The sequence below is a fragment of the Lachnoclostridium sp. An76 genome, from assembly GCF_002161355.1.
GTDB classification, from domain to species: Bacteria; Bacillota; Clostridia; order Lachnospirales; family Lachnospiraceae; genus Mediterraneibacter; species Mediterraneibacter caccavium.
The window spans coordinates 48,932-68,272 of sequence record NZ_NFHL01000006.1; the positions used below are offsets into that span (position 1 = coordinate 48,932).

Annotated in this window: 13 protein-coding genes and 1 tRNA gene; 12 read left to right on the forward strand and 2 right to left on the reverse strand. The window is 52.6% G+C overall.

Going from position 1 to position 19,341, the window contains the following annotated elements; genetic code table 11:
- The first annotated feature begins 116 nt into the window (after nt 1-116).
- The gene (gene asnB, locus B5G27_RS11275) at nt 117-1,697 is read left to right on the forward strand and encodes an asparagine synthase B (protein WP_087178974.1); all 1,581 of its coding nucleotides are present in this window, start codon (nt 117-119) and stop codon (nt 1,695-1,697) included.
- 154 nt (nt 1,698-1,851) lie between these two features.
- Here the strand turns inward: asnB and B5G27_RS11280 are convergent, their stop codons facing one another.
- Nucleotides 1,852-6,099, reverse strand: coding sequence for a 2-hydroxyacyl-CoA dehydratase (locus B5G27_RS11280; RefSeq protein WP_087178975.1), 4,248 nt, complete (start codon nt 6,097-6,099; stop codon nt 1,852-1,854).
- 285 nt (nt 6,100-6,384) lie between these two features.
- Between B5G27_RS11280 and B5G27_RS11285 the strand changes: the two genes are divergently transcribed.
- From B5G27_RS11285 to B5G27_RS11310, 6 genes are all read left to right on the forward strand, one after another.
- Complete coding sequence (locus tag B5G27_RS11285) at nt 6,385-7,230, forward strand: rhomboid family intramembrane serine protease (RefSeq protein ID WP_087178976.1); 846 nt, start codon at nt 6,385-6,387, stop codon at nt 7,228-7,230.
- A gap of 100 nt (nt 7,231-7,330) precedes the next feature.
- Nucleotides 7,331-8,767: a pyruvate kinase gene (pyk, locus tag B5G27_RS11290; RefSeq protein WP_087178977.1), complete on the forward strand. Its 1,437-nt coding sequence runs from the start codon at nt 7,331-7,333 to the stop codon at nt 8,765-8,767.
- Nucleotides 8,768-8,807: 40 nt separating this feature from the next.
- Complete coding sequence (locus tag B5G27_RS11295; RefSeq protein WP_087178978.1) at nt 8,808-10,082, forward strand: diaminopimelate decarboxylase; 1,275 nt, start codon at nt 8,808-8,810, stop codon at nt 10,080-10,082.
- A 66-nt stretch (nt 10,083-10,148) separates the two neighbouring features.
- Nucleotides 10,149-10,228 (forward strand) — tRNA-Leu (locus B5G27_RS11300).
- A 109-nt stretch (nt 10,229-10,337) separates the two neighbouring features.
- A complete protein-coding gene (locus B5G27_RS11305) occupies nt 10,338-10,574 on the forward strand; it encodes an SDR family oxidoreductase (RefSeq protein ID WP_330399055.1) in 237 nt (78 codons plus the stop codon).
- Between the two features lie 175 nt (nt 10,575-10,749).
- The gene (locus B5G27_RS11310; protein ID WP_087178979.1) at nt 10,750-12,582 is read left to right on the forward strand and encodes an N-acetylglucosaminidase; all 1,833 of its coding nucleotides are present in this window, start codon (nt 10,750-10,752) and stop codon (nt 12,580-12,582) included.
- 150 nt (nt 12,583-12,732) lie between these two features.
- Here the strand turns inward: B5G27_RS11310 and B5G27_RS11315 are convergent, their stop codons facing one another.
- Complete coding sequence (locus tag B5G27_RS11315; RefSeq protein WP_087178980.1) at nt 12,733-13,353, reverse strand: HAD family hydrolase; 621 nt, start codon at nt 13,351-13,353, stop codon at nt 12,733-12,735.
- Nucleotides 13,354-13,563: 210 nt separating this feature from the next.
- Between B5G27_RS11315 and polA the strand changes: the two genes are divergently transcribed.
- From polA to B5G27_RS11340, 5 genes are read left to right on the forward strand one after another with little or no spacing between them, the layout of a single operon-like run.
- A complete protein-coding gene (gene polA / locus B5G27_RS11320; RefSeq protein WP_087178981.1) occupies nt 13,564-16,179 on the forward strand; it encodes a DNA polymerase I in 2,616 nt (871 codons plus the stop codon).
- A 49-nt stretch (nt 16,180-16,228) separates the two neighbouring features.
- Nucleotides 16,229-16,813 carry a dephospho-CoA kinase gene (gene coaE, locus B5G27_RS11325; protein ID WP_087178982.1) on the forward strand — a complete coding sequence of 195 codons (585 nt, stop codon included), beginning with the start codon at nt 16,229-16,231 and terminating at the stop codon, nt 16,811-16,813.
- Nucleotides 16,810-17,607 carry an MBL fold metallo-hydrolase gene (locus B5G27_RS11330; RefSeq protein WP_087178983.1) on the forward strand — a complete coding sequence of 266 codons (798 nt, stop codon included), beginning with the start codon at nt 16,810-16,812 and terminating at the stop codon, nt 17,605-17,607. Before coaE ends, B5G27_RS11330 begins: the two co-directional genes overlap by 4 nt.
- A gap of 18 nt (nt 17,608-17,625) precedes the next feature.
- Nucleotides 17,626-17,898 (forward strand): ACT domain-containing protein, encoded by a 273-nt coding sequence (locus B5G27_RS11335; RefSeq protein ID WP_087178984.1) that lies wholly within the window; start codon nt 17,626-17,628, stop codon nt 17,896-17,898.
- Nucleotides 17,899-17,951: 53 nt separating this feature from the next.
- Nucleotides 17,952-19,316 (forward strand): PFL family protein, encoded by a 1,365-nt coding sequence (locus tag B5G27_RS11340; protein ID WP_087178985.1) that lies wholly within the window; start codon nt 17,952-17,954, stop codon nt 19,314-19,316.
- Nucleotides 19,317-19,341: the final 25 nt, after the last annotated feature.

Here is a 19,341-nt window from a genome sequence, read left to right on the forward strand (position 1 = left end):
GACCTGCTGCCAGCAGTGCTCTAAAAAACCAGGAGCGGACCCCGTTGCCTGCAGCGGGAGGTGATCCTGCGCAGGCAGGAACTCCTGCAGAGAGATGAGAGGAGATGGAAAATAGTATGTGTTCAATTATGACGTGGTGTTCCGACGAAGCAGATATGGAACTTTTTATGGAAGGTTTTCAGCGCACGGAGTCCCGTGGGCCGGATGATATGAGAGTGATCGAGACAGGAAAAGGGATCATGGGATTTCAGCGCCTTTCTATCATGGGGCTTACAGAGGCGGGCATGCAGCCCTTTTCCAGGGGGAACCGCCGGGTAGTGTGCAATGGCGAGATCTATGGCTTCCGAAGGATCAAAGAAGAGCTGATAAAGAAAGGGTATACTTTTGAGAGCGGCAGTGACTGCGAGATCCTGCTCCCCCTCTATGAGGAATACGGGACCGATATGTTCGCCATGCTGGATGCAGAGTATGCCCTGGTGATCTATGACGGCGAGACAGGCTCCTACATCGCGGCGAGAGATCCCATCGGGATCCGTCCGCTTTATTACGGTTATGATAAGGACGGAGCCATATTGTTCGCCAGCGAGGCAAAAGACCTGGTGGGACTGACTGACAGGATCATGCCTTTCCCGCCCGGATATTATTATATGGATGGAGAATTTATCTGTTACAGGGATATCACAGAAGTGAAGGAAGTGTGCACAGACGATCTGGAGACGGCATGCCGGAAGATCCGCGAGAAGCTGACAGCCGGGATCGAGAAGCGGCTGGATGCGGACGCACCGCTGGGATTCCTGCTGAGCGGCGGCCTGGATTCATCGCTTGTGTGCGCTGTGTCCGCGAAGATCCTGAAAAAGCCGATCCGTACATTCGCGATCGGGATGGATAAAGACGCCATTGACCTGAAATATGCGAAAGAGGTGGCGGACTATATCGGCAGCGAACATACGGAAGTGATCATCACGAGGGACCAGGTCATCTCTGCCCTGGACGAGGTCATCAAAGCACTCGGGACATTTGACATCACAACGATCCGCGCGTCCATGGGAATGTATCTGATCTGTAAGGCGATCCATGAGACTACGGACGTCCGGGTCCTTCTGACAGGGGAGATATCGGATGAGCTCTTTGGATACAAGTATACAGATTTCGCTCCGTCCCCGGAAGCGTTCCAGGCGGAATCCGTGAAGCGTGTGCATGAACTGCATATGTATGACGTGCTCCGCGCAGACCGCTGCATCAGCGTCCATTCCATGGAGGCGAGGGTGCCGTTTGGGGATCTGGATTTTGTCTCCTATGTGATGAGTCTGGATCCGGCGATGAAGATGAATGTGTATAACAAAGGGAAATATCTGCTCCGTCATGCGTTTGAGGGGGATTATCTGCCATATGATATCCTCATGAGGGAGAAGGCGGCTTTCTCGGATGCGGTCGGCCATTCCATGGTAGACGACCTGAAAGAATATGCTGAGACACTGTATACGGACGAGGAATTCCGGGAAAAGGCAGCGCAGTATGAGCACGCGGCTCCGTTTACGAAGGAGTCTCTGATGTACAGGGAGATCTTTGAGAAATATTATCCGGGACAGTCCCAGATGATCGTGGGATTCTGGATGCCGAACAAAGAGTGGGAAGGATGCGATGTGGATGATCCTTCCGCAAGGGTGCTGGCAAACTACGGGGACAGCGGAGTGTAAAACCTGTTGGAGTCCGTCCCGAGATCAAAAGCATGAATATCAAAAAAACAGCCCCCGGGTCTGTGGATCTTTAAACCCATAGATCCGGGGGCTGCAAATCTCCGGAATAAAAATCCCGGTCTGTGCAGTTTGTTTCACAGACCGGGATTTTTATTTACTCCTGCGCTTCCAGATTCTTAAACGCTGTGGAAAGCATCAGTTTGATCCTGTTCAGCTGGTTTACTTCACTTGCGCCCGGGTCAAAGTCGATCGCGACAATGTTGGAATGCGGGTGCAGCCTTCTCAGCTCTTTGATCACGCCTTTTCCGACTACATGGTTCGGCAGGCAGGCGAACGGCTGAGTACATACGATATTGCCTGCGCCGCTGTGGATCAGCTCCAGCATCTCGCCGGTCAGGAACCAGCCCTCGCCGGTCTGGTTGCCGATGGATACGATCTCAGAAGCCATCTTTGCCAGATCCTCAATGTGTGCAGGAGGATCAAAGTGCTTACTCTCGGCGAATGCCTTTGTTGCCGGGGCGCGCAGCCATTCAACCGCTTTGATGCCCAGGTTGCCGACGAATGCCTTTGACTTCTTAAATCCAAGGTGGGACACCTTGAAGTTCTGGTTGTAGAAGCAGTACTGCATGAAGTCGATCAGGTCCGGGACCACTGCTTCCGCACCCTCGGCCTCCAGCAGGTCTACCAGGTGGTTGTTCGCCGCCGGGAGGAATTTCACGAGGATCTCACCGACCACGCCGACACGGGGCTTCCTGATGTCAAGTGTCTCGATATTGTCAAAGTCATTGATGATATCCCGGCACAGCTTCTTGAATTTCCTGCGGGACGGGTAGCCCTCGGATACGAATTTCTGGCACACGCCCACCCATTTGCGGTGCATTGCGTTGGTCGTGCCAGGCACTGCCTCGTAAGGACGCATCCGGTAAACGCATTTCATGAAGATATCTCCGAACACTGCCGCATAGGCGATGCGCACTGCCAGAGGGAGTGTGATCTTGAATCCCGGGTTCGCCTCCAGTCCGCTTAAGTTGATGGAGATGACCGGGATATGCGCGTAACCGGCTTTTTTCAGCGCCCGGCGGATAAAGCCGATATAGTTGGACGCGCGGCATCCGCCGCCGGTCTGGCTGATGATGACCGCCAGGTGGTCCGTGTCATACTGACCGGACAGGATGGCATCCATGATCTGCCCGACAACGATCAGGGACGGGTAGCATGCATCGTTATTTACATATTTTAATCCCATGTCCACTGCCTGGCGGTTGTCGTTCGGGAGCACTTCGATCTTATATCCGGCAGCCTTGAATGCTGGCTCCAGCAGTTCGAAATGGATGGGCGACATCTGTGGGCAGAGGATCGTGTAGGTCTTGCGCATCTCTTTGGTAAAGGGCACCTTCTCGATGGAAGACGGGCGGATGGTCCGCTCTGCCTTTTTCTGTTCCCTTACGCGGATCGCTGCGAGAAGAGAGCGGACACGGATGCGGGCAGCTCCCAGGTTATTGACCTCATCGATCTTCAGCGTGGTGTAGATCTTGTCGGAATTCGTCAGGATCTCTGCCACCTGGTCCGTGGTCACGGCGTCCAGGCCGCATCCGAAGGAGTTGAGCTGGATCAGATCCAGGTTCTCTGTTGTCTTCACATAGTTTGCCGCAGCGTACAGGCGGGAGTGGTACATCCACTGGTCCATGACGTTCAGCGGGCGCTCCACCTGATGGAGGTGGGACACCGAATCCTCAGTCAGCACGGCGATATTGTAGGAGTTGATCATCTCCGGCAGGCCGTGGTGCACCTCGGGGTCAATATGGTAAGGACGTCCCGCAAGGACGATCCCCCGGTTTCCTGTTTCGTTTAAGAACTTGATCGTCTCCTCGCCCTTCCTGCGCATATCCTCACGGCAGGCGGCAAGCTCATTCCATGCGTCATGCACGGCTGCTTTGATCTCGCTGTCAGACAGGGAGAACTTCTTGCCCAGCTCTTCGATCAGGCGGTAGGAGATGGTCTCCTCGCTCTGGAAGGACAGGAACGGATGGATGAAGTCCACCTCACCGTGGACGATGGGGTCCATATTGTTTTTAATGTTCTCCGGGTAGGAGGTGACGATGGGGCAGTTGTAGTGGTTGTTCGCCTCTTCAAACTCATTCCTCTCATACGGGATGGACGGGTAGAAGATGTGCTTCACGCCTTTGTTGATCAGCCACTGTACATGCCCGTGCGCCAGCTTCGCCGGATAGCACTCGGACTCACTCGGGATGGACTCAATGCCCAGCTCGTAGATCTTCCTTGTAGAAGCCGGGGAGAGCACCACCCGGAAGCCCAGTTTTGTGAAAAATGTAAACCAGAACGGATAGTTCTCATACATGTTCAGCACACGCGGGATCCCGATGACACCGCGTTTTGCCTCCTCCTCGGAGAGGGGCTCATAGTCAAAGTAGCGGTGGAACTTGTAGTCAAACAGGTTCGGCATGGTGTTCTTTGACTTTTCCTTGCCGAGACCGCGCTCGCAGCGGTTCCCTGTGATGAACTTGCGGCCGCCGCTGAAGTGGTTGATGGTCAGACGGCAGGTGTTGGTACAGCCGCGGCACTTTGTCATCGTTGTGGAGTATTCCAGGTTCTTGATGTCCTCGATAGAGAGCATAGTCGTGCCCTCACAGTCTGTATACCGCTCGCGTGCGATAAGCGCCGCACCGAATGCCCCCATGATCCCGGCGATATCCGGGCGGATGGCCTCGCAGTCCGCGATCTTCTCAAAGCTGCGCAGGACAGCGTTGTTGTAGAAGGTTCCTCCCTGTACCACGATGTGGTTCCCGAGCTCGGAAGCGCTGGACACTTTGATGACTTTAAACAGCGCGTTCTTGATGACGGAGTATGCCAGCCCGGCCGAGATATCCGCCACAGAAGCGCCCTCTTTCTGCGCCTGTTTTACTTTAGAGTTCATGAAAACTGTACAGCGTGTGCCCAGGTCGATCGGATTCTGGGCGTACAGCGCCTCATGGGCAAAATCTTCCACTGTATAATTCAGTGATTTTGCAAATGTCTCGATAAAGGAACCGCAGCCTGAGGAACATGCCTCATTGAGCTGTACGCTGTCCACGGTCTGGTTCTTGATCTTGATACATTTCATATCCTGGCCGCCGATATCCAGGATGCAGTCCACATCCGGCTCGAAGAATGCCGCCGCATAATAGTGGGCGACTGTCTCTACCTCTCCCTCATCCAGCATGAGCGCTGCCTTGATGAGCGCCTCTCCGTAACCGGTGGAGCAGGAGTGGACGATCTCCACGCCTTCCGGGAGCTGGGCATAGATATCCTTGATCGCCCCGATGGTCGTTCCAAGAGGATCGCCGTCATTGTTGTGGTAGAAGGAGTATAAGAGCGTCCCGTCCTCGCCGACCAGGGCTGCCTTTGTGGTCGTGGATCCCGCGTCGATGCCGAGAAATGCCTTCCCCTTGTAAGTGGCAAGATCCTTAACCGGCACCTGGTGTTTTGCGTGGCGCGCGGTAAATTCTTCAAATTCTTCGGTCGTCGCAAAGAGCGGGTCCAGACGCTCCACTTCGATCTCCATCTGGATACGGTTCTCCAGACGGTTCTGGAGCTCGCGCAGTGCCACCGGGGTATCCTTCTTTGAATTCAGCGCGGAACCGATGGCTGCGAACAGGTGGGAATGGTTCGGCGCGATAATGTGTTCGTCATCCAGCTTCAGCGTGCGGATGAAAGCCTCTCTCAACTCAGAGAGGAAGTGCAGCGGCCCTCCGAGGAACGCCACATGTCCCCGGATCGGCTTGCCGCAGGCAAGGCCGCTGATCGTCTGGTTTACCACTGCCTGGAAGATCGACGCCGCAAGGTCCTCCTTGGAGGCCCCCTCGTTGATCAGAGGCTGGATATCAGACTTTGCAAACACACCGCAGCGTGCCGCGATGGAATAGAGCGCCTGGTAATTCTTCGCGTACTCGTTGAGGCCGGATGCATCCGTCTGGAGCAGGGACGCCATCTGGTCGATAAAAGAACCGGTACCTCCGGCACAGACTCCGTTCATACGCTGCTCTACATTCCCGCCTTCAAAATAAATGATCTTGGCATCCTCACCGCCAAGCTCGATGGCAACGTCTGTCTGCGGCGCGTAATCCTGGAGCGCAGTGGATACCGCGATGACCTCCTGGACAAATGGCACGCCCAGGTGCTTGGCCAGTGTCAGGCCGCCGCTCCCGGTGATGACCGGAGAGACCTGGATGGGGCCCAGCTTGTAGAGAGCCCGTCCTAAAAGGTCGGAGAGTGTCTCCTGGATATTGGCAAAATGCCGCTCGTAATCGGAGAAGAGTACTTCATTTTCTTCATCCAGAATCGCAATTTTAACTGTAGTGGAACCGATATCGATCCCGAGAGTATGTAATTCTTTCAGACTCATTGTATAATCCCCAATCTTTTGTACTAAAATTTATATGAGTTCTTTCTTATTAAATGCATTCACGCATTCTGCAACAAACTACATTATACGACACGGATTTTGAAAAAACAATTGTTATTATTATGCGCGTTTTGAAAATAATTCCTGTTATTATGGATATTTTATATAAAGATGAGGTTAAACCTCTGAAAAGGAAAAACATCTATTTGACAAACAAAAAGCCGGACGTTACAATTGTATCGATTGTTATCATTTTGAATTCCATATGTAAGGAGAAGGATCGATTTGAACTGGCTGGACAAATTAGAGAGGAAACTGGGACGTTTCGCAATACCGAACCTGACAGTCTATCTTCTGGCAGGCTATGTCATAGGATTCGGCGTGATGTATCTGATGCCTGAACTGCTGGGCTGGATCACCCTGGAACCGATGCTGATCGTAAGAGGGCAGGTGTGGAGACTCATTTCGTGGGTGCTCGTCCCGCCGACAACGAGACCGATATCGCTCCTGTTCCTTGTGCTCCTGTATTATTCGCTGGGAACAGCACTTGAGCGCACCTGGGGGACATTCCGATATAATGTATATATTTTTTCCGGGCTGCTCTTTACCGTGCTTGGCGTGTTTATCCTCTATGCGGTATACTTTTTCGGCTTTCATATAGAGCTGCCGCTTTCTATGGCGGGAATGGTCAGCACGAATTATATCACCATGTCCATTTTCCTGGCGTTTGCTGCGATCTACCCGGAGATGGAAGTATATCTGTATTTTATCCTGCCCATCAAGATGAAGTGGATGGCGCTCGTATATGCAGCGATGGCGCTGTACTACTTTATCCGCGGTGGAGTCGTTACCCGTGTGGCGATCGCTGCCTCGCTTTTGAACTTTGTGATCTTCTTCCTGTCCTCGCGGAATATGAGGAGATTTTCTCCGAAGGAGAGGGCGCGCAAGGCAAAATTCAAACGGCAGTCAGCCCCTCATATGCACTATTCCAACGGGGCGAAACACCGCTGCGCAGTGTGCGGGAGGACTGAGCTTGACGATCCGTGCCTGGAGTTCCGTTTCTGCTCGAAATGCAACGGGAATTACGAATACTGCCAGGATCATCTGTTCACGCACGAGCATGTGAAATAACCGGAAGGACAGACGGAAAATCTGCATAGTTGATAAAGCAGACGCAATACGCATCTGCTTTTATATATTTATTATTTTGAAAAGGAGAGTATCAGGATTAATGAAAAAGACAAAAGTTGTTTGCACCATGGGACCTAACACGAATGACAGAGAGCTTATGAGGAAGCTGATCGAGAACGGCATGGACGTGGCACGTTTTAATTTCTCGCACGGCGACCACGAAGAGCAGAAAGGCAGGATGGACCTGCTCAAAGAGCTGAGGGCTGAGCTTCATACGAATACTGCGATCCTTCTTGACACAAAAGGACCGGAGATCCGCACCGGCGTGCTCAAAGACGGAAAGAAGATCACCCTGGAAACAGGAGCTCAGTTTACACTGACTGTGGACGAGATCGTGGGAGACCAGGACAGGGTGTCCATCACTTATGACGGGCTCGTGCAGGATGTGGATCCGGGCAAGCTGATCCTGATCGACGATGGTCTGATCGGTCTGAAAGTCATCTCCAAGACAGAGAGAGACATTGTCTGTGAAGTCGTCAACGGCGGTGAGCTGGGAGAGAAGAAGGGCGTGAATGTGCCGAACGTGGCAGTGCGCCTTCCTGCGATCACAGAGAAGGACAAGGATGATATCCGTTTCGGCGTGGAGCAGGGGATCGACTTTATCGCTGCATCTTTTGTGAGAAATGCGGAATGCGTACTTGAGATCAAGGCGTATTTGAAAGAACTGGGCGCTCCGTTCATCCCGATCATCGCGAAGATCGAGAATGCGGAAGGGATCAAAAATATCGATGAGATCATCCGCGCGGCGGACGGCATCATGGTTGCCCGCGGCGACCTGGGCGTGGAGATCCCGGCTGAGGAAGTGCCTTACCTGCAGAAAATGCTGATCCAGAAGTGCAACAGCAACTTTAAGACCGTTATCACTGCTACACAGATGCTGGATTCTATGATGCGCAACCCGCGCCCGACAAGAGCGGAAGTGACGGACGTTGCCAATGCGGTGTATGACGGCACAGATGCGGTGATGCTCTCCGGAGAGACTGCACAGGGAAAATATCCGCTGGAAGCGCTCCAGATGATGGTGCATATCATCGAGAGTACGGAGCAGCATCTGGATTATGAAACAATGCTGGACAAGACAGGCGGTCATCTGAAGAGAGGGCTGGACAGTGCGGTCGGTTATTCTTCCGTGCTGGCTGCTTCGAACCTGAATGCGAAATGCATCATCACACCGTCTGTCTCAGGAGCTACTACGAGAGTAGTATCCAACCTGAGGCCGAGACAGCTCATCCTCGGGGTTACTCCGAATGAGAGGACATTAAGAAGAATGTCCATCTACTGGGGCGTAGTACCGATCAAGTCCAGAGAGTTCAATACCACAGACGATATCTGTGACGGAGCGATCGAGCTGGCAAAAGTGAAACAGTATGTGGAGACAGGAGATGTCGTGGTGCTCACAGCGGGCATCCCGTCCCCGAATGTGAAGCAGGAGCGCAGCGCGGCCAGCAATATGATGAGGATCGCGACAGTAGAGTAAGTCAGGAAGATGATCAGGATACGAGAAGGAGAAGAGAAAAATGAACAAAAGACCGTTTGTGACAAAGGAACAGATCGAGGAGATCGTAAAAACATATCCCACACCGTTCCATCTTTATGATGAGAAGGGGATCAGAGAGAATGTAAAAGCATTAAAGGAAGCATTTGCATGGAATGAGGGGTATAAGGAGTATTTCGCGGTCAAGGCAACGCCCAATCCGTTCCTGATCCAGATCCTGAAGGAGTATGGCTGCGGCTGCGACTGTTCTTCCTATACGGAACTTATGCTCTCTGACGCTATGGATATCAGGGGAGAGGACATCATGTTCTCATCCAATGACACGCCGGCCGAGGATTTTGCCCTTGCGGCAAAGCTGGGCGCGATCATCAACCTGGATGACATCACCCATATTGATTTCCTTGAGAAGACGATCGGGTATATCCCGGAGACGATCAGCTGCCGCTACAATCCGGGCGGGCTGTTCAAGATCAGCAATGACATCATGGACAACCCGGGAGATGCAAAATACGGGATGACCACGGAGCAGATCCTGGAAGCATACAAGATCTTAAAGAGCAAGGGCGCGAAAGAGTTCGGGCTCCACGCATTCCTTGCCAGCAATACAGTGACCAATGACTACTACCCGATGCTCGCGAAAGTGCTCTTCGAGCAGGCGGTGCGCCTGTCAAAAGAGGCCGGAGTGCACATTAAGTTCATCAATCTTTCCGGCGGGATCGGGATCCCGTACCGGCCGGATCAGGAGCCGAACGATATCCGTGCCATCGGTGAGGGAGTCAGGAAAGTGTACGAGGAAGTGCTCGTCCCGGCGGGGATGGGCGACGTGGCGATCTACACGGAGCTGGGCAGATACATGATGGGGCCTTACGGCTGCCTTGTGACAAAAGCCATCCACGAGAAACATACCCACAAGGATTACATCGGCGTGGACGCCTGTGCGGTCAACCTGATGCGCCCGGCGATGTATGGGGCATATCACCACATCACAGTGCTCGGCAAAGAGGACGCTCCCTGCGACCACAAATATGATGTGACCGGATCCCTGTGTGAGAATAATGATAAGTTCGCCATTGACCGGATGCTCCCGGAAATCGAGATCGGCGATTACCTTGTGATCCATGACACAGGCGCGCACGGGTTTGCCATGGGTTACAATTATAACGGCAAGCTGAAATCAGCGGAGCTTCTCCTGAAAGAGGACGGCAGTGTGCAGCTGATCCGCCGTGCGGAGAAACCGTCGGATTATTTCGCTACATTCGACTGCTTTGAGATCGGGAAGAAGCTGCTTGGAAAGTAGAAAAATGTTGCAATGAGATATTACTGGTGATATAATAAAATCCGGCTTCCATAAGAAGCCGGACGTGCCGCTGTGGCGGAATTGGCAGACGCACTTGACTCAAAATCAAGCGGGAAACCGTGCCGGTTCGAGTCCGGCCAGCGGCATTTACAGGTTTGGCTCTCCAGCTTTTCGGCTGGGGAGCCTTTTTTCATATATGTATAACCGGCTTGGTTTATGTTTAAGGATCGTAATATCTGAATGGAGGGAAAGTACATGTTTCAGGGAAAACAGTTGTGGTCACAGGCGGGGCCCAGGGGATCGGAAAGTGTATTGCAGATGAATTCCGCAGGAACGGGGCGCGTGGGCAATCCAATGGGTATCGCCAACATGGTGCTGTACCTTTGCTCGGATAAGGCGGGATTCATTACCGGGGAGAATATCTGTATTGACGGCGGGATGACCCGGCAGATGATCTACCACGGGGATTTTGGATGGTCACTGGAAGGGTGAGACGGACAGAAGAAACCGGAGAATGGGGAATCTGGTAAATTTTGTATATAATGTATACATGTATACATGCGATGAGAACTTGTGATTGCCATTTTTGACAGAAAATGTTATGGTTAAATCGTATCAGTATCTATATCCATAAATAATTAATAAGGTCAAGGAGGGAAGTAAACAGGTGATAAAAAGAAACAAATTACTGATATGCGCGCTCGCTATGTCCATGGTATTTACAATGATGCCGGGGATGACGAGTAAAGCAGCCGGGGCTGAGGGGGAGACAGAAGCCGCGGTATCAGACATTCAGGACGAGAACAGCCAGCGTCTTGAAGAGGTTACGGCAATGGATGAGGACGGAGCTATCCGTGAGATCGCTGATGTGGACGGTACAGTCGATGAGGCGGACGGGGCAGATGGGATCGCGTTGTTCGCAATGCGTTCTTCCAGTCCCCAGGTAGTGAATTTTAATACAAAAGGAAATGCTGTGACTAATTATACAGATGAGGACACCGGGAGCTCAGGGTACACAAACGGAGCTTATGGCGCGGATGCGGCATATCTGGGCATGACTTCTGATGGAAAGATCCGCTTCATGCTCTCTGGGGTGACCGGGACGGTCAGTGCATCTGATGTTCAGCTCGTAGATTACAGCTCTGTGGCAGATCATGTAAGTTACTATACAGTATCATCAGGAAAACTGATCCACTATATCTCTCAGGATCTGGAAAAAGCGCCCACATCTGCTGTGAACAACGGCACTGCGCCGTCTTATTTAAGTGAAGGCGTGAAATACTACAGTTACGACGGGCATTATTTTTATACAGATTACAGTGTAATGCTCACGGATTATCAGAGCGGGGCGGACGGAGCGTCAGCTGTGAATGCGGGCAGTCCGTTCAGCAATTATTTTCAGTTCCTGGATATGAATCTTTCCACAGGCTACAGCGGGGACGAGCTTGACAGCATCTTGAACGCAGCAATGGCAAATGCCGGCGTGGACCAGGCTGCTTCTAAGCTGACAGGAACAGGAAACAGTTTTGTGAAATACCAAAATACATATTCTGTAAATGCACTGCTGTCCCTCGGGATCGCGATCAATGAGAGCGCATGGGGAACGAGCAGCATCTGCCTGACAAAGAATAACATTTTCGGACTCAATGCAGTAGACAGTTCGCCGGATGATGCATATGCATTTCCGAGTATTGACGGCTGTATCCGTGAATTTATGGATTACCAGATGGCAAATGCTTATCTGAAGGACGGACAGTGGTCCAATCATGGGGAATATCTTGGCAATAAAGGCGGGGGGATCAATGTGAGCTATGCTTCTGATCCATACTGGGGAGAGAAGGCAGCAGCACATGCCTGGAACCTTGATACGCTCGGCGGCGGCAGAGATTATCTCAGCGGGACCGGCGGAGCAGAGGATCCGGTGACACCGCCGCCAACGACGGAGGAACCGACAACACCGCCTCCGACGACAGAGGAACCGACAACACCGCCGCCAACGACGGAGGAATCAACAACACCGCCGCCAACGACGGAGGAATCAACAACACCGCCGCCAACGACGGAGGAACCGACGGCACCGCCGACGACGACTACAGGGGAACCGACGACACTGCCGCCAACGACAGAAGAAACGACACCACTGCCGTCGACAGACGGGACGGTGACGGGATCGCCGTCGGATGAAACAGTGACAGTGACGGAACCGCCGGCAAATGAAACAGTGACGGCTGCGCCGCAGACTGGGTCGGAGCCCTCTGACGAAACAGCGGAAACGACAGCGGAACCAAAAGCGGAACCGGCAGGGGTACAGACACAGCCGGCTAACAGCGCCGTGACGATAACGCCGAAGGCGGAGACGCAGCCGACAGACACTGCGGTCAGATCTCCGAAGACCGGTGATGCGGCAGATGCAGCACTGTGGATCGCACTGGCCGGAGTGTCAGGCGTGCTGCTGATCACTGCGTTGTCAGTGAATACAGCGAAGAAAAGGATAAAATAAGCATATGGTGTATGCCATATGCGTGGAACTGATCAACATATTATGAATCTAGATACATGATATCAAGGCTGCTGCCCTGCGGATGGATAACCGCAGAGCAGCAGCCTTTTCAGTACAGAAAATATACAGAAAGACCCGATTGGGAAGTGTTTAAAGGAACATCCCGCAGAGATCGGAAAAACTGCGGATCCTCCTCTCTGCATCCGGCACATCGCCGAAGCCGTATTCCGCGAAGATGAACGGGATCCCAGCCTCCCGGCAGGCGTCGGCATCACCCTGGGTATCGCCCACATATACCGGGTCTTTGAGCCCGTTCCTATCCATCAGCATACGGAGAGTCTGGCCTTTGGGCACCTGAGTCTCCCCAAAGCAGAGGTGGTCCCTGATATAGGACTCAAGACCGCCGCTCCTGACCGTTACTTCGATATATCCGCACTGGCAGTTGCTCACGATAAAGAGCGGGTACTTTTCAGCAAGTTTTTTGATCGTCTCGATGACACCGTTATAAAAAATGCCCGGGTGATCTTCCAGATAAAGATTCTCCTGTTCCATGCAGATCGTGAGGAGACGTTCTTTCTCCTCTTCCGGCATGCCGGGGAAAAGGATATTCCCGATCTCGGTCATTGTCTTCCCGAAAAGGCCGCTTAAGGTCCCGGCATCGATCGTGAGATCCAGGGAAGAGTTCTCGCGGATCGCCTGATTCCAGGAAGCTGCCACGGGATCTGTGGAGTCCCACAGCGTGCCGTCTATATCAAAAATAATTCCGTCCATAGTCTGGTCACTCCTTTTACTGAATATAAGATTTCTGGATACAAGCCATGATGAGCAGATAAGAAGCAAGCTTTCTGCCGCATTATAATACCACAAAATCATCCTTTTAAAAAGAAGGTTTTTAGTGTATACTTTAGTAAGCTATGCGTTGTGCCGACGGCGGCGGGAATCCGGCTGGCCGACGGCTGCTATGGACGGAGGAAGATTTTGATGAGAGAAAAGATCGTACTGATAGACGGGCACAGTATCTTAAACCGTGCTTTTTACGGGGTCCCGGACCTGACGAACTCGGAAGGGCTGCACACGAACGCAGTCTACGGATTTTTGAATATCATGTTCAAGATCCTGGATGAAGAGAAGCCGGAGTACCTGACTGTCACATTTGACGTGCACGCGCCGACGTTCCGGCATGAGATGTATGCAGACTATAAAGGGACGAGAAAGCCTATGGCGGAAGAGCTGCGGCAGCAGGTGCCTGTGATCAAGGATGTGCTGCGGGCCATGGATATCGAGATCATCGAGCAGGCGGGCCTTGAGGCGGACGACCTGCTGGGGACGATCTCCTGCATGTGTGAAGCCAAAGGCATGGATGTGTCTATCATTTCAGGAGACAGGGATACACTGCAGCTTGCCACAGAGCATGTGAAGATCCGCATCCCAAAGACAAAGCAGGGAAAGACGGAAGTGGAAGATTACAATGCTGCGGATGTAAAGGAGAGGTACGGCGTCACTCCGAAAGAATTTATCGATGTGAAGGCGCTGATGGGCGATGCCTCCGACAATATCCCCGGTGTGCCTGGGGTGGGAGAGAAGACGGCGACAAAGATCATACAGGACTATCAGACTATTGAAAATGCATACGAGCATGCAGATGAGCTGAAGCCGCCCCGCGCCAGCAAAAATCTGAAAGAGTACTGGGAGCAGGCGAAGATGAGCAAGGTGCTGGCTACCATCAACACTCATGCGGATATTGAGTTTGATATTGAAAAGGCGCGCCACGGAAATCCATATACAAAGGAAGCGCATGAACTTTTCAAGCGCCTGCAGTTTAAGAACATGCTGAGCCGGTTTGATGTCGAGGCGTCTGCAAATGAGATAGAAAAAGCGTTCCGCGAAGTGACAGATAAGGAAGAGATCCGGAAGATCTTTGCGGAAGCGGCAAAAGCCGGTCGGGCAGGCGCGGCTGTCTCAAAAGATCCCGGGAATGTGCTGCCCCTGTTTGCTCATCCGTCCGGTTTCGGAAGAATCGCCATTGCCTATGGGAAGGACAAGATCTGTTCGATCCCGTGCGGTATGGATACGGACATGGATTTTCTGTTTTCTGAGCTCTCTGAGCTTGCGGGAAAGGTGGAATGCTTTGCCATGTGCGGCCTGAAAGAGTACCTTTCCTATCTTCCGGGGGCAAAGAAGGAAAACAGCTTTGACGTGATCGTGGCAGCATATCTGCTGAATCCGCTGAAAAGTGACTATGATCATGAAGATGTGGCAAGAGAACAGTTAAATCTTCTGATCGATGAAAAGGCAGATGATGCGGCAAAGGCCTGCTATGAGGCATATACCGCTTATGCGGCAGCGCCCATCCTGGAGGAGAAGCTCAGGGAGCAGGAGATGGACCGGCTGTTCTTTGATATTGAGATGCCTCTGGTGTTTACTCTGTTTGATATGGAACAGGCAGGTGTTAAGGTAGAGGCGGAAGCGCTGAAGGTTTACGGCGATCAGCTGGGGAGCCGGATCGTGGAACTGGAAAAGGAAATCTATGGACTGGCGGGCGAAGAGTTTAATATCAATTCACCGAAGCAGCTCGGTGTGATCCTCTTTGAGAAGCTGGGCATGCCCCATGCGAAAAAGACGAAGACAGGATACTCTACGGCTGCGGATGTGCTGGACAAACTGGCGCCGGATCATCCGATCGTGGCGAAGATCCTGGAGTACCGCCAGCTTACAAAGCTGAAATCAACCTATGCGGACGGGCTGGCAGTATATATAGGAAAAGACGGGCGCATCCACGGGAAATTTAACCAGACGGTCACAGCGACCGGACGTCTGAGCAGTACGGAACCGAACCTGCAGAATATCCCGGTGCGCATGGAGCTGGGAAGGCTGATCCGCAAGGTCTTTGTGCCGAAAGAAGGATGTGTGTTTGTGGATGCGGACTACTCCCAGATCGAGCTGAGGATCCTGGCGCACTGCTCCGGCGATGAGCAGCTGATCCAGGCATACAGAGAGGCAAGGGATATCCACAGGATGACCGCGTCCCAGGTATTCCACACGCCTTTTGATGAGGTGACAGACCTTCAGCGGCGAAATGCCAAGGCGGTGAATTTCGGCATTGTGTACGGGATCAGCTCCTTCGGCCTGAGCCAGGACCTGAGCATAACCAGAAAAGAGGCTGCTCAGTATATCGAGCATTATTTTGAAACTTATCCGGGCATTAAGAAGTTTCTTGACGATTCGGTCGCGCATGCAAAGGAAAAAGGATACGCAGTGACTCTGTTCGGGAGAAGAAGACCGGTTCCGGAGCTGAAATCCAGCAATTTTATGCAGAGGAATTTCGGGGAGAGGGTAGCCATGAACGCGCCGATCCAGGGAACTGCGGCTGACATCATCAAGATCGCCATGATCGGCGTCAACGAGGAGCTGAAAAAAAGGAATATGAAATCCCGCCTGATCCTTCAGGTGCATGATGAGCTTCTGATCGAGGCGGAAGGGTCGGAAGTGGACGAGGTGAAAGCAATCCTGAAGGACAAGATGGAGAACGCTGCGGATCTGTCTGTGCCCCTGATCGCAGACATGCATACAGGAAAGAACTGGTATGAGGCCAAATGACAGGGACGAGCAGTGAGGATATGGCAGGAGCAGTAAGGAGAGCAGAAAGGTGAAGGTTCTTGGTATTACCGGCGGGGTAGGCTCCGGCAAGAGCAAAGTGCTCCGCTGGCTGAAAGAGGCATATGGAGCTTATGTGTGCCAGATGGATGAGACGGCAAAAGAGCTCCAGAAGAAAGGGACTGACTGTTTCCGGCGGATCAGAGAACGTTTCGGCAGCCGCGTGGTCGGCAGGGACGGGGAACTGGACCGGGCGGAGCTTTCCCGGATCGTTTTTTCTGACGAGGAAGAACTTGAGGCGCTGAACGAGATCGTCCATCCGGCGGTGATGCGCCGGGTAAAAGAAGATATCGCGCAGAGAGCGGCGGAGGGCGTGAGCCTCTATGTGGTAGAAGCGGCGCTCCTCCCGGATGCGGGGAAGGAGCTGTGCGATGAACTGTGGTATATTTATACGGAAGAAAGTGTGCGCCGGGAGCGGCTGAAAGCTTCCCGGGGGTATACGGATGAAAGGATCACGCAGATGATCGCTTCACAGCCGGGGGAGGAGAGGTTCCGCTCGGTGTGCACTGCTGTCATAGACAACAGCGGGGATTTTGAAGATACAAAGAGACAAATAGGAGAGAGATTAGGATTATGAGAATGTGCAGCATTGCCAGCGGCAGCAGCGGCAACTGTATCTATGTGGGGAGCGATGATACGCACCTGCTCGTAGATACAGGGATCAGCAAAAAAAGAATAGAGGAAGGCCTGAAAAAGCTGGAGATCAAAGGGGAGGAATTAAGCGGGATCCTGATCACGCACGAACACTCGGATCATATCCAGGGGCTGGGTGTGTTCAGCAGGAAATATGAGATCCCGGTGTACGCGACCCCGGGGACGATCGAAGGGATATTAAGTTATTCTGGGCTGGGGAAGATGCCGGAAGGCCTCCTTCACCCGATACATACGGATGAGCCGTTTACTCTCGGAGATGTGACCATCGATCCGTTCGCCATTTCCCATGATGCGAACGAGCCGTCCGGATACCGTCTGGAGTGCGGCGGCAAGGCAGTGGCAGTAGCAACAGACCTGGGCAAGTATGACGGGTATACAGTGGACCATCTGAAAGACCTGGACGCGGTGCTCCTCGAGGCCAACCATGACATCCATATGCTGGAAGTGGGCGGGTATCCCTACTATTTAAAACAGCGTATCCTGGGGGATAAGGGGCACCTGTCAAATGAATTGTCAGGGCGTCTGCTTTGTGATATACTACATGATAATCTGAAGCACATTGTCCTCGGACATTTAAGCAAAGAGAATAATTATGCGAAACTAGCATATGAAACGGTGAAGCTGGAGGTGACTCTCGGCGACAATGATTACCGCGGCGAGGACCTGGATATGTTCGTCGCCAGCAGAGATACCGTTTCCGATATCATCATGGTCTGATCAGGGAGGATAAGAAAAATGAAGAAATGTATAGTGACAGTACTCGGTAAGGATACAGTTGGGATCGTGGCAAAGGTGTGCACGTATCTTGCGGAAAATGAGATCAATATCCTGGATATCTCTCAGACGATCATCCAGGGATACTTCAATATGATGGTGATCACAGATGTGACAGATCTGAAAAAAGACTTTACGGTCCTGTGCGATGAGATGGCGAAGCTGGGAGAGGAGATCGGTGTGAATATCCGCTGCCAGAGAGAAGAGATCTTTGAAAAAATGCACAGATTATAAAAATCAGGCAGCAGGCACAGACTGGAATAGATGGAGATTGTGAGGATACAGATATGATCAATATGTACGAAGTGTCAGAGACAAATAAGATGATCGAGCATGAGAACCTGGATGTGAGGACGATCACACTGGGGATCAGTCTTCTCGACTGTATCGACTCTGACTTAAATGAACTGAACCGCAAGATTTATGAAAAGATCACGAAGACAGCAGAAAACCTGGTATCTGTGGGACAGGATATCGAGACGGAATTCGGGATCCCGATCGTGAACAAGAGGATCTCAGTCACTCCGATCGCCCTTGTAGGCGCGGCGGCGTGCAGGACGCCGGAAGATTTTGTGACAGTGGCGAAGACGCTGGACCGGGCAGCAGAGACTGTGGGCGTGAACTTTATCGGCGGTTATTCCGCGCTGGTGTCCAAGAGTATGACAAAGAGCGAGGAAAACCTGATCCGCTCGATCCCGCAGGCACTTGCGGAGACAGAGCGCATCTGCAGTTCTGTAAATGTGGGATCCACAAAGACCGGGATCAATATGGACGCTGTGCGGCTCTGCGGAGAGATAGTAAAAGCTTCAGCAGAGGCGACAAAAGAGAGAGATTCTCTTGGGTGCGCGAAGCTGGTGATCTTCTGCAATGCCCCGGACGACAATCCGTTCATGGCGGGTGCCTTCCTCGGCGTGACGGAAGGAGATGCGGTGATCAATGTAGGAGTCAGCGGTCCGGGAGTTGTAAAAAAAGCTCTGGAAAAGGTGCGCGGCAAAGGGTTTGAGGAACTGTGCGAGACCATCAAGAAGACTGCGTTCAAGGTGACCCGTGTGGGACAGCTCGTGGCAGGGGAGGCTTCCCAGCGCCTGGGGATCCCGTTCGGCATCGTGGACCTGTCCCTTGCGCCGACCCCGGCAGTGGGCGACAGTGTGGCAGAGATCCTGGAAGAGATCGGTCTGGAGAGAGTGGGCGCCCCGGGTACCACGGCAGCCCTTGCGATGTTAAACGACCAGGTGAAGAAAGGCGGCGTCATGGCTTCTTCTTACGTGGGCGGCTTAAGCGGCGCGTTTATCCCGGTCAGCGAGGACCAGGGCATGATCGATGCGGTGCACGCAGGCTCCCTGACACTGGAAAAGCTCGAGGCAATGACCTGCGTCTGCTCGGTGGGGCTTGATATGATCGCGATCCCCGGAAAGACAAGCGCAGCTACGATCTCAGGGATCATTGCGGATGAGATGGCGATCGGAATGGTAAACCAGAAGACAACGGCAGTGCGCCTCATCCCGGTGATCGGAAAAGACGTAGGAGATATGGCGGAATTCGGCGGGCTTCTGGGCTACGCGCCGATCATGCCGGTCAATGAATTCGGCTGCGAGGCATTTATCAGCAGAAAGGGAAGGATCCCGGCGCCGATCCACAGCTTTAAGAACTAAAACAGACTTGCAATAAAACACAGAA

Bases quoted from the DNA above. Each gene is read 5' to 3' on its own strand.
- B5G27_RS11315 (WP_087178980.1), bottom strand. From the start codon at position 13,353: ATGGACGGAATTATTTTTGATATAGACGGCACGCTGTGGGACTCCACA.
- B5G27_RS11330 (WP_087178983.1), top strand. From the start codon at position 16,810: ATGAGAATGTGCAGCATTGCCAGCGGCAGCAGCGGCAACTGTATCTAT.
- B5G27_RS11280 (WP_087178975.1), bottom strand. From the start codon at position 6,099: ATGAGTCTGAAAGAATTACATACTCTCGGGATCGATATCGGTTCCACT.
- B5G27_RS11340 (WP_087178985.1), top strand. From the start codon at position 17,952: ATGATCAATATGTACGAAGTGTCAGAGACAAATAAGATGATCGAGCAT.
- B5G27_RS11305 (WP_330399055.1), top strand. From the start codon at position 10,338: ATGTTTCAGGGAAAACAGTTGTGGTCACAGGCGGGGCCCAGGGGATCG.
- pyk (WP_087178977.1), top strand. From the start codon at position 7,331: ATGAAAAAGACAAAAGTTGTTTGCACCATGGGACCTAACACGAATGAC.
- B5G27_RS11335 (WP_087178984.1), top strand. From the start codon at position 17,626: ATGAAGAAATGTATAGTGACAGTACTCGGTAAGGATACAGTTGGGATC.
- polA (WP_087178981.1), top strand. From the start codon at position 13,564: ATGAGAGAAAAGATCGTACTGATAGACGGGCACAGTATCTTAAACCGT.
- B5G27_RS11295 (WP_087178978.1), top strand. From the start codon at position 8,808: ATGAACAAAAGACCGTTTGTGACAAAGGAACAGATCGAGGAGATCGTA.
- asnB (WP_087178974.1), top strand. From the start codon at position 117: ATGTGTTCAATTATGACGTGGTGTTCCGACGAAGCAGATATGGAACTT.